The organism is Microbacterium sp. Leaf288, assembly GCF_001422925.1.
Lineage (GTDB): Bacteria > Actinomycetota > Actinomycetes > Actinomycetales > Microbacteriaceae > Microbacterium.
The window spans coordinates 1160300-1167541 of record NZ_LMNI01000010.1 but is presented as its reverse complement, the minus strand read 5'-3'; the positions used below and the strand labels follow the sequence as shown (position 1 = coordinate 1167541).

Below are 7242 nucleotides of genomic sequence, written 5' to 3'. Positions count from 1 at the left end.
GCCTCGGCCCGCTCTGCCGGCGTGTACTGATGGCGCCCACCAGCCCGGGGATCCCTACTCCCAGCATTCATCTCCACCACAGGACCAGACTCCACCACAACTGGGGCACCCCAGGGCCGAGATCTCCTGTGGAATCCTGGTTGACCTGTTGATGCGGTGGGCACACCGATGCCGCCCGTCGCCGACGCCGTGCTTCTCGCGTGTCGGCACGGCCTGACAGAGTGGGATGCATGACCCGCATCGGCGCGATCTTCAACCCGTACACGCACAGCCCCGACGAGTTCCGCGACGCGGTGCGCGCCGCCGAATCCGGGGGACTGCCCGAGCTGTGGATCTGGGAGGACTGCTTCCGCCAGTCCGCCTTCGCCACGGTGGGCGCGGCCCTCGCCTGGACCGACGCTCTGCGCATCGGCATCGGGATCGCGCCGATGCCGCTGAGGAATGTCGCCGCAACGGCGATGGAGATCGCCACGGTCGAGCGGCTGTTCCCCGGCCGGCTGCTTCCCGGGGTCGGCCACGGCGTGCTCGATTGGATGGGGCAGGTCGGGTCGCGCGTCGCCTCGCCGCTGACCCTGATGCGCGAGTACGTGCCGGCGCTGCGCGGCCTGCTCGCCGGTGACCAGATGAGCGTCGACGGACGCTATGTCACCCTCCGCGACGTGCGTCTGGACTATCCGCCGGTCGCGCCGCCGCTCGTGTACGCGGCGGCAGAGGGTCCGAAGACACTGCGGCTGAGCGGCGAGGTGGGCGACGGGACCGTGCTCGACAGCGGGCACACGGCGGGGGAGTACGCCATCGCGACGGCCGCCATCCGCGAGGCGCGTGCCGCGTCGGGTCGCACCGGTGACCACGACGTGGTGGCCTACGTCGTCACCGCCTTCGGCGCGGATGCCGAGGCGCGGGCGATCGCCGACGTGGGCGACAAGCCCGATCCCGCCGAGCGCTCGCTGTGGGGCGACCCGGCGGACGTCGCCGCCGACGCGCAGCGCTTCTTCGACGCCGGCGTCGACGACGTGGTGCTGCTGCCCTCGTCCCGCGGCGACATCGCGGAGTTCTACCGGGCGGCCGCCGAGGTCTCCAAGCTCGTCGGCGCGCACGTCGCATGACCGCGGCGCTCTCGATCGGGATCGCCGCGGCGGCCGGCGCAGAGGTCGGTGCGCGTGTCGCGGCGGCGGCGGAGGCCGCGGGACTGCACGCCTTGTGGGTCAACGACACTCCGGGCCACGACGCGCTGGCCGTGCTCGCGGCCAGCGCGGGTGCGACCGAGCGGCTCGTGCTCGCCACGGGAGTGCTTCCGATCGACCGTCGCACGCCCGACGACATCCTCGCCCGCGCGGCAGGACTCCCCGCCGACCGCCTCGTGCTCGGCATCGGCTCCGGGCAGCTGCGCCACGGTGCCGTGGATCGGGTGACGGATGCTGCCACCGCCCTCCGCGCGGGCACCGAGGCGCGTGTCGTGGTCGGCGCGCTCGGCCCGAGGATGCGGCGCACGGGGGCGGAGGCATCCGACGGGCTCCTTCTCAGCTGGCTCACCCCGGAGATCGCGGCCGACCAGGCACGGCATGCTCACGAGCTCGCCCGCACGGCGCACGTCGCGCTGTACGTGCGGACGGCGGCCGACCCCGACGCGATCTCCGCGCTCGATGAGGAGGCGCAGCGCTACGCCGGGTACCCCGCCTACGCGGCGAACTTCGCCCGACTGGGGGTCCAGGCGGCGGAGACCGTCATCCGGCCCGCTGCGCTGCGGGACCGGATCGCCGCCTATCGCGCCGCCGCCGACGAGGTGGTCCTCCGGGCCATCACCGCCTCGGGCAGCCTCGACGAACACCTCCGCTTCATCGACGCCGTCGCCGAGGCCCTCGGGTGACGCGGGTCGTCGCCCGCTGGGCGCTCGCGACGCTGCTGGCCGCCGCGGGCGCCTCTCACCTCTTGTGGGGGCGCCGCGGTTACCGCATCGTCGTACCCGATTGGGCGACGCGGCTGTTCCACACCGACACGGACACGATCGTGGTCGCGTCGGGGGTCGTCGAGCTGATGCTCGGCAGCGCGCTCGTGGCCTTTCCCGCCGAGCGCCGCCGCGTCGGCTGGGCGGTGGCCGCGTTCTTCGTGGCCGTCTTCCCGGGCAACGTCCATCAGTGGCGGACGGGCCGGTCGGCGCCCATGCTGCGCACCGATCGGGCACGGTTCGTCCGGCTGCTCCTGCAGCCGCTGCTGGTCGGATGGGCCCTGTGGAGCACGAGCGGCACGCCGGGCAGCAGCCGATGAGCCGGCCGGTCGCCGTCCTCGCCGGCGCATCGGGCTTCGTCGGCCAGGCGCTCGTGCGCGCCTTCGCCGAGGACGGGTACGACGTGCGCACGATCGGCCGCTCGAACGCCGATGCGACGTGGGACGACGGCGGCGGCATCCGTGCACTCGTCGAGGGCGCCGCGGTGCTCGTGAACCTCGCCGGAAAGTCGGTGGACTGCCGCTATACCGACGCGAACCGCGACGAGATCCTGCGGTCGCGGGTCGAGACGACGAAGACGCTGCGCGAGGCGGTGACGGATGCTGCGACCCCGCCTCCGCTGTGGCTCAACGCCAGCACCGCCACCATCTATCGCTACGCGATGGACCGGCCGCAGACAGAAGCCGACGGGGAGCTCGGTGAAGGATTCTCGGTGGATGTGGCGCGGAACTGGGAAGAAGAGTTCTTCGCGGGCGATCTGCCGGCGACGCGTCGCGTCGCGCTGCGGATGGCCATCGTCATCGGCGACGGCCCGGCGACGCGTATGCTCCTTCGGCTCGCGCGGCTCGGTCTCGGCGGCCCGCAGTACGACGGCTGGTGGTGGGCGCACCGTCGGTACCGCGGGATCGGCGCCCAGCCGACGGGGAACGGGAGGCAGCCCTGGCACCGGTCGCGCGGGCGGCAGCGATTCAGCTGGATCCACCTCGACGACGTCGTCGGCGCGGTGCGCTTCATGCGCGACCGGCCCGAGATCGACGGTCCCGTGAACCTCGCGGCTCCGGAGGTGAGCGACAACCGCACGCTCATGGCGACGCTGCGACGCGTCGTCGGGCAGCCGATCGGCCTTCCCGCCTACCGCTTCATGCTGGAGCCGGCGATGGCGGTGCTGCGCACCGAACCCGAGCTCGTGCTCAAGAGCCGGTGGGTGGTGCCCGACGTGCTGCTGTCGGCCGGCTACGAGTTCGCGCACCGCGACCTGGAGTCCGCGCTGAGGACGGTCGCGCGTTAACAGCCGGGGACATGTGTCGGGGGCCGGTGCCAGAATGCCGATGTGCTGCTGAACGAGCTGGTGACCGCGACGGGCGAAGTCGCGTCGACCTCGTCGCGCTTGGCCAAGATCGCCGTCCTCGCCACGTTGCTGCGCGCGCTTCAGCCCGACGAGGTCGCTCCCGCCATCGGATTCCTCACCGCCAGTCCGCGGCAGGGGCGGCTCGGCGTCGGGTGGCGGAGTCTCATGGGCCTCGACGTCGTCCATGCCGAGACACCGACGCTGACCGTGCTCGATGTGGACGCGTCCCTCAGCCGACTGGCAGGGGCCGATGGTGCGGGCTCGGTGCTCGCGCGTCGCGGGGAGCTCGATGCGCTCGCCGCGGCCGCCACGGCCGACGAATGGGACTTCCTGGCGCGCGTCATGACCGGCGAGCTGCGCACCGGGGCGCTGGAGGGTGTGCTCCTCGATGCGATCGCGAAGGGTTCCGAACGTGAAGCGCCCGTCGTGCGGCGGGCCGCCATGCTCTCCGGTGACCTGGGTGCCACGGCGCGCATCGCGCTCACCGGCGACGCCGACGAGCTCGCGGCGGTCGGCCTCGAGGTGGGGCGCGGAGTGCTGCCGATGCTCGCTGCGACGGCGGGCTCGACGACGGAGGCGCTCGAGACTCTCGGGGCAGCAGCATCCGTCGAATACAAGCTCGACGGGGCGCGCATCCAGGTGCATCGCGACGGCGACGACGTTCGCGTCTTCACACGGAGCCTCGCCGACATCACCCACCGCGTGCCCGAGCTCGTCGAAGCAGTGCGGGCACTGCCCGCCGAGCGGGTGATCCTCGATGGCGAGACGCTGTCGCTCGACGAGGACGGCGGTCCGCGGCCGTTCCAAGACACGATGTCGCGGTTCGGATCGATGGGCGACGACGCGGCGGCCACGGTGCTGAGGCCGTGGTTCTTCGACATCCTCCATCTCGATGGCCGCGACCTGATCGACGAGCCGCTCGCGACGCGGCTCGAGCTGCTCGATCGAGCCGTGGGCGATGCACGCATGCCGGGCGTCGTCACCGACGACCCGGCGAAGGCCGAGGAGTTCTCGCGCCAGGCGCTCGCGGCGGGCCACGAGGGCGTCATGGTCAAGGCGCTCGACGCTCCCTACGCCGCCGGGCGGCGCGGCAAGAGCTGGCTCAAGGTCAAGCCGGTGCTCACCTACGACCTCGTCGTGCTGGCCGTCGAGTGGGGGTCGGGCCGCCGAACCGGACAGCTGTCGAACCTGCACCTGGGCGCCCGCGACCCGGAGGGCGACTTCGGCGAGCCGGGCGGCTTCGTGATGGTGGGAAAGACGTTCAAGGGCCTCACCGACGCGACGCTGAAATGGCAGACCGAGCACTTCCCGACCATCGAGACCCACCGCTCCGCGTACGCCGTGCACGTGCGCCCCGAGACGGTGGTCGAGATCGCGATCGACGGCGTGCAGCGGTCGACGCGCTACCCGGGCGGGGTCGCTCTGCGCTTCGCCCGGGTGAAGGGCTATCGCCCCGACAAGCGTCCCGACGAGGCCGACACGATCGAGTCGCTCCGCGCCCTTCTGCGAGGATGACGGCGGCGCTGCGTCATCGTCGGGCAGCGACGTACCGGTGCTCGGGTCTTCCGGTGGTGCCGTAGCGCAGCTGCACCTCGACCTGGCCGCGTGCGGCGAGGGTGGCGAGGTGGCGCTGCGCGGTCGCGCGCGAGATGCCCACGCGGTCGGCGACCTCGGCCGCTGACGCCTCGTCGTCGCCGAGGCCCGCGAGGATCAGCTGTTCCGTCGCCGATCGGGCGACGGTGGCAGGTTCCGCGCTGCCGTGGAGGATCGTGAGGGCGCGGTCGATCTGCTCCTGCTCGAGCGGGCGGTCGGTGGCGAGGAGATTCCGCATGCGCGCGTAGCGGTCGAGGCGCTCCGCCAGCACGCGGGCCTCGAACGGCTTCGTCAGGTACGCGAGTGCGCCCGCGCGCAGCGCACGACGCACGGTCGCAGCATCCGTCGCAGCCGACAGCACGAACGCGTCCACGTCGACACCCGCGATGAATTCGACTCCGTCCCCATCGGGGAGGAAGGCGTCCACGAGCAGCAGGTCGGGGGCGTGGGCGCGCACGGCCTGGCGCGCGGCCCCCAGCGAATGCACGGGGTCCAGCGCGGTGAAGCCGGTGCGAGAGGCCACGACGTCGCGGTGCAGTCCGGCGACGCGGAAGTCGTCGTCGACGACGAGCACACGGATGGGCTGACTCATGCGTTCTTCTCCTCTCGAGAGACAGTCGGCTCGCGGCGCAGCGCGCCCGGAAGTCGCGCCCCGAACACGGCGCCCGAACCGTGGCTGCCGGCATCGATGAGCCACACGTCGCCGCCGTGCCGGCGAGCGAGGTCGCGGGAGAGCGGCAGACCGTAGCCGTGTCCGTGCACCGCGTCGTTGCGATCCGGATCGGCCTCGCGAGATCCGGCGCGGATGAACGGATCGCTCCCGAGCGGGCGGATGCCGCGGCCCGAGTCGGCGACCGTGACCACGAGTTCGTCGTCGTCGCCCAGCAGCGCGACCTCGACCCAGCGGGGTTCGTCGCCGGCGACGGCTGCGGTCACCGCGTTGCCGACGAGGTTGCCGAGGATGGCTGCCACATCCTCCGGCAGTGCGACCTCGCTCAGCAGCAGGGTGTCGTCGGAGACCCGCAGGCTCACGCCCCGTTCACGCGCCGCCACGCCCGTCGCGCCCAGAAGGGACTGGAGGAATGCGTCGGGAACGCGCTCGAGGCCGGAGACGGCGAAGTCGACGGCTCCGCGCTCGGTGAGGTCGCCGAGGAACGCGCGCGCCTCGTCGACGCGGTCGGCGTCGATCAGCCCCGATGCGACGTGCAGGCGATTGGCGAACTCGTGCCGCTGCACGCGGAGCGCCTCGGTCATGGCGCGGACGGTCTCGAGCCGGCCGGCGAGCGCCTCGACATCGGTGCGGTCGCGCACCACGACGATCTCTCCGAGCGCGCGGGCGTCGCGGCGCACCGGACGCGTGTCGATGTACAGCACACGGTCGCCCACCACCGCCTCGACGGCGGTCGCGCCCTCGCGCGCGGCCCGGAGCACGTCTTCCGGCAACGCCAGTTCGTCGAACCGGCGGCCGACGGGATCGTCGAGTCCCAGCATCCGCTCCGCCGCCTCATTGCACACGCGCACGACGCCGTCGGGATCGAGGGCGACGACGCCGTCCCCGACGCCCTCGAGCACCGCGGCCTGATTCTGAACGAGGGCCACGAGCTCTTCCGGCTGAAGTCCGAGGGTCAGCCGTTCGAAGCGCCGCCGCAGGAGCAGCGTCGCCAACGTCGCCAGGGCCACTCCACCGAGCGCGGCGACCGCGATCGTCGTGAGGAGCGCAGGGAGGTCGTCGAACACGCTCGCACGCTCGAAGCCGACGCTGACCTCGCCCGCCGGGACACCACCGGCCTCGGCGTAGATCGGCACCTTCGCGCGGGCGGACTCGCCGAGCGTGCCGACCTCCCAGTCGACCACCTCGTTGCCCTCGAGCACCTCGGCGAAGGGGGTCGAGACCACCTGGCCGAGCAGGTCCTGATTCGGGTGGGCGAGACGGATGCCGTGGTCGTCGGTGATCACGACGAACAGCGCGTCGGTGCGTTCGGCCACATCCGTGGCGATCTGCTGCAGCGGACCGTCACGGAGGTCCGCGGCATCCGGAGTTCCCGGGTCAGCTGAGAAATCGGCGACGAGGGACTTGACGTCGGGGTCCTCGGCGACGGTGCGGGCGATGTTGAGCGCGGCGGCCTCGGACTCCGCGCGCAGCTGACGCACGCCCAGCCATCCGAAGACGAGCGCGCACACGGCGACGACGGCGGCGACCGTCGCCAGCTGCACCAGCAGCAGCCGTGTCGCGAAGCGCATGCCACCTCCCGGGTGTGTGAGCGGACTGCGCGTGAGCAGAATGCGCAGAACACACGCTACGCGCACAACGTGAGGGAATGCGACTTACCGCGCGCCGGTCCGGGGCTCGACCTAG

The 7242-nt window shown here is 72.4% G+C and carries 7 protein-coding genes; 5 read left to right on the top strand and 2 right to left on the bottom strand.

All coding sequences use genetic code 11. The features are described 5' to 3' along the window. Positions 1-230 precede the first annotated feature (230 nt). The 5 genes from ASF40_RS09445 to ASF40_RS09425 are packed head-to-tail and all read left to right on the top strand — an operon-like array spanning position 231 to position 4808. Positions 231-1106 carry an LLM class flavin-dependent oxidoreductase gene (locus ASF40_RS09445; protein WP_056368179.1) on the top strand — a complete coding sequence of 292 codons (876 nt, stop codon included), beginning with the start codon at positions 231-233 and terminating at the stop codon, positions 1104-1106. Further along, positions 1103-1867 (top strand): LLM class flavin-dependent oxidoreductase, encoded by a 765-nt coding sequence (locus ASF40_RS09440; protein WP_056368178.1) that lies wholly within the window; start codon positions 1103-1105, stop codon positions 1865-1867. The genes ASF40_RS09445 and ASF40_RS09440 overlap by 4 nt, the downstream gene beginning before the upstream one ends. Then, positions 1864-2265, top strand: coding sequence for a DoxX family protein (locus ASF40_RS09435; RefSeq protein WP_056368176.1), 402 nt, complete (start codon positions 1864-1866; stop codon positions 2263-2265). The genes ASF40_RS09440 and ASF40_RS09435 overlap by 4 nt, the downstream gene beginning before the upstream one ends. Then, the gene (locus ASF40_RS09430) at positions 2262-3233 is read left to right on the top strand and encodes an epimerase (protein WP_056368427.1); all 972 of its coding nucleotides are present in this window, start codon (positions 2262-2264) and stop codon (positions 3231-3233) included. Before ASF40_RS09435 ends, ASF40_RS09430 begins: the two co-directional genes overlap by 4 nt. Positions 3234-3275: 42 nt before the next feature. Next, entirely contained in the window at positions 3276-4808 is a 1533-nt protein-coding gene (locus ASF40_RS09425) for an ATP-dependent DNA ligase (protein ID WP_056368174.1), read from the top strand. Between the two features lie 13 nt (positions 4809-4821). On the opposite strand, the gene ASF40_RS09420 is transcribed toward ASF40_RS09425, so the two are convergent. Continuing rightward, positions 4822-5478, bottom strand: coding sequence for a response regulator (locus ASF40_RS09420; protein WP_056368173.1), 657 nt, complete (start codon positions 5476-5478; stop codon positions 4822-4824). After that, positions 5475-7127 carry a sensor histidine kinase gene (locus tag ASF40_RS09415; protein ID WP_082496945.1) on the bottom strand — a complete coding sequence of 551 codons (1653 nt, stop codon included), beginning with the start codon at positions 7125-7127 and terminating at the stop codon, positions 5475-5477. The genes ASF40_RS09420 and ASF40_RS09415 overlap by 4 nt, the downstream gene beginning before the upstream one ends. Positions 7128-7242 lie beyond the last annotated feature (115 nt).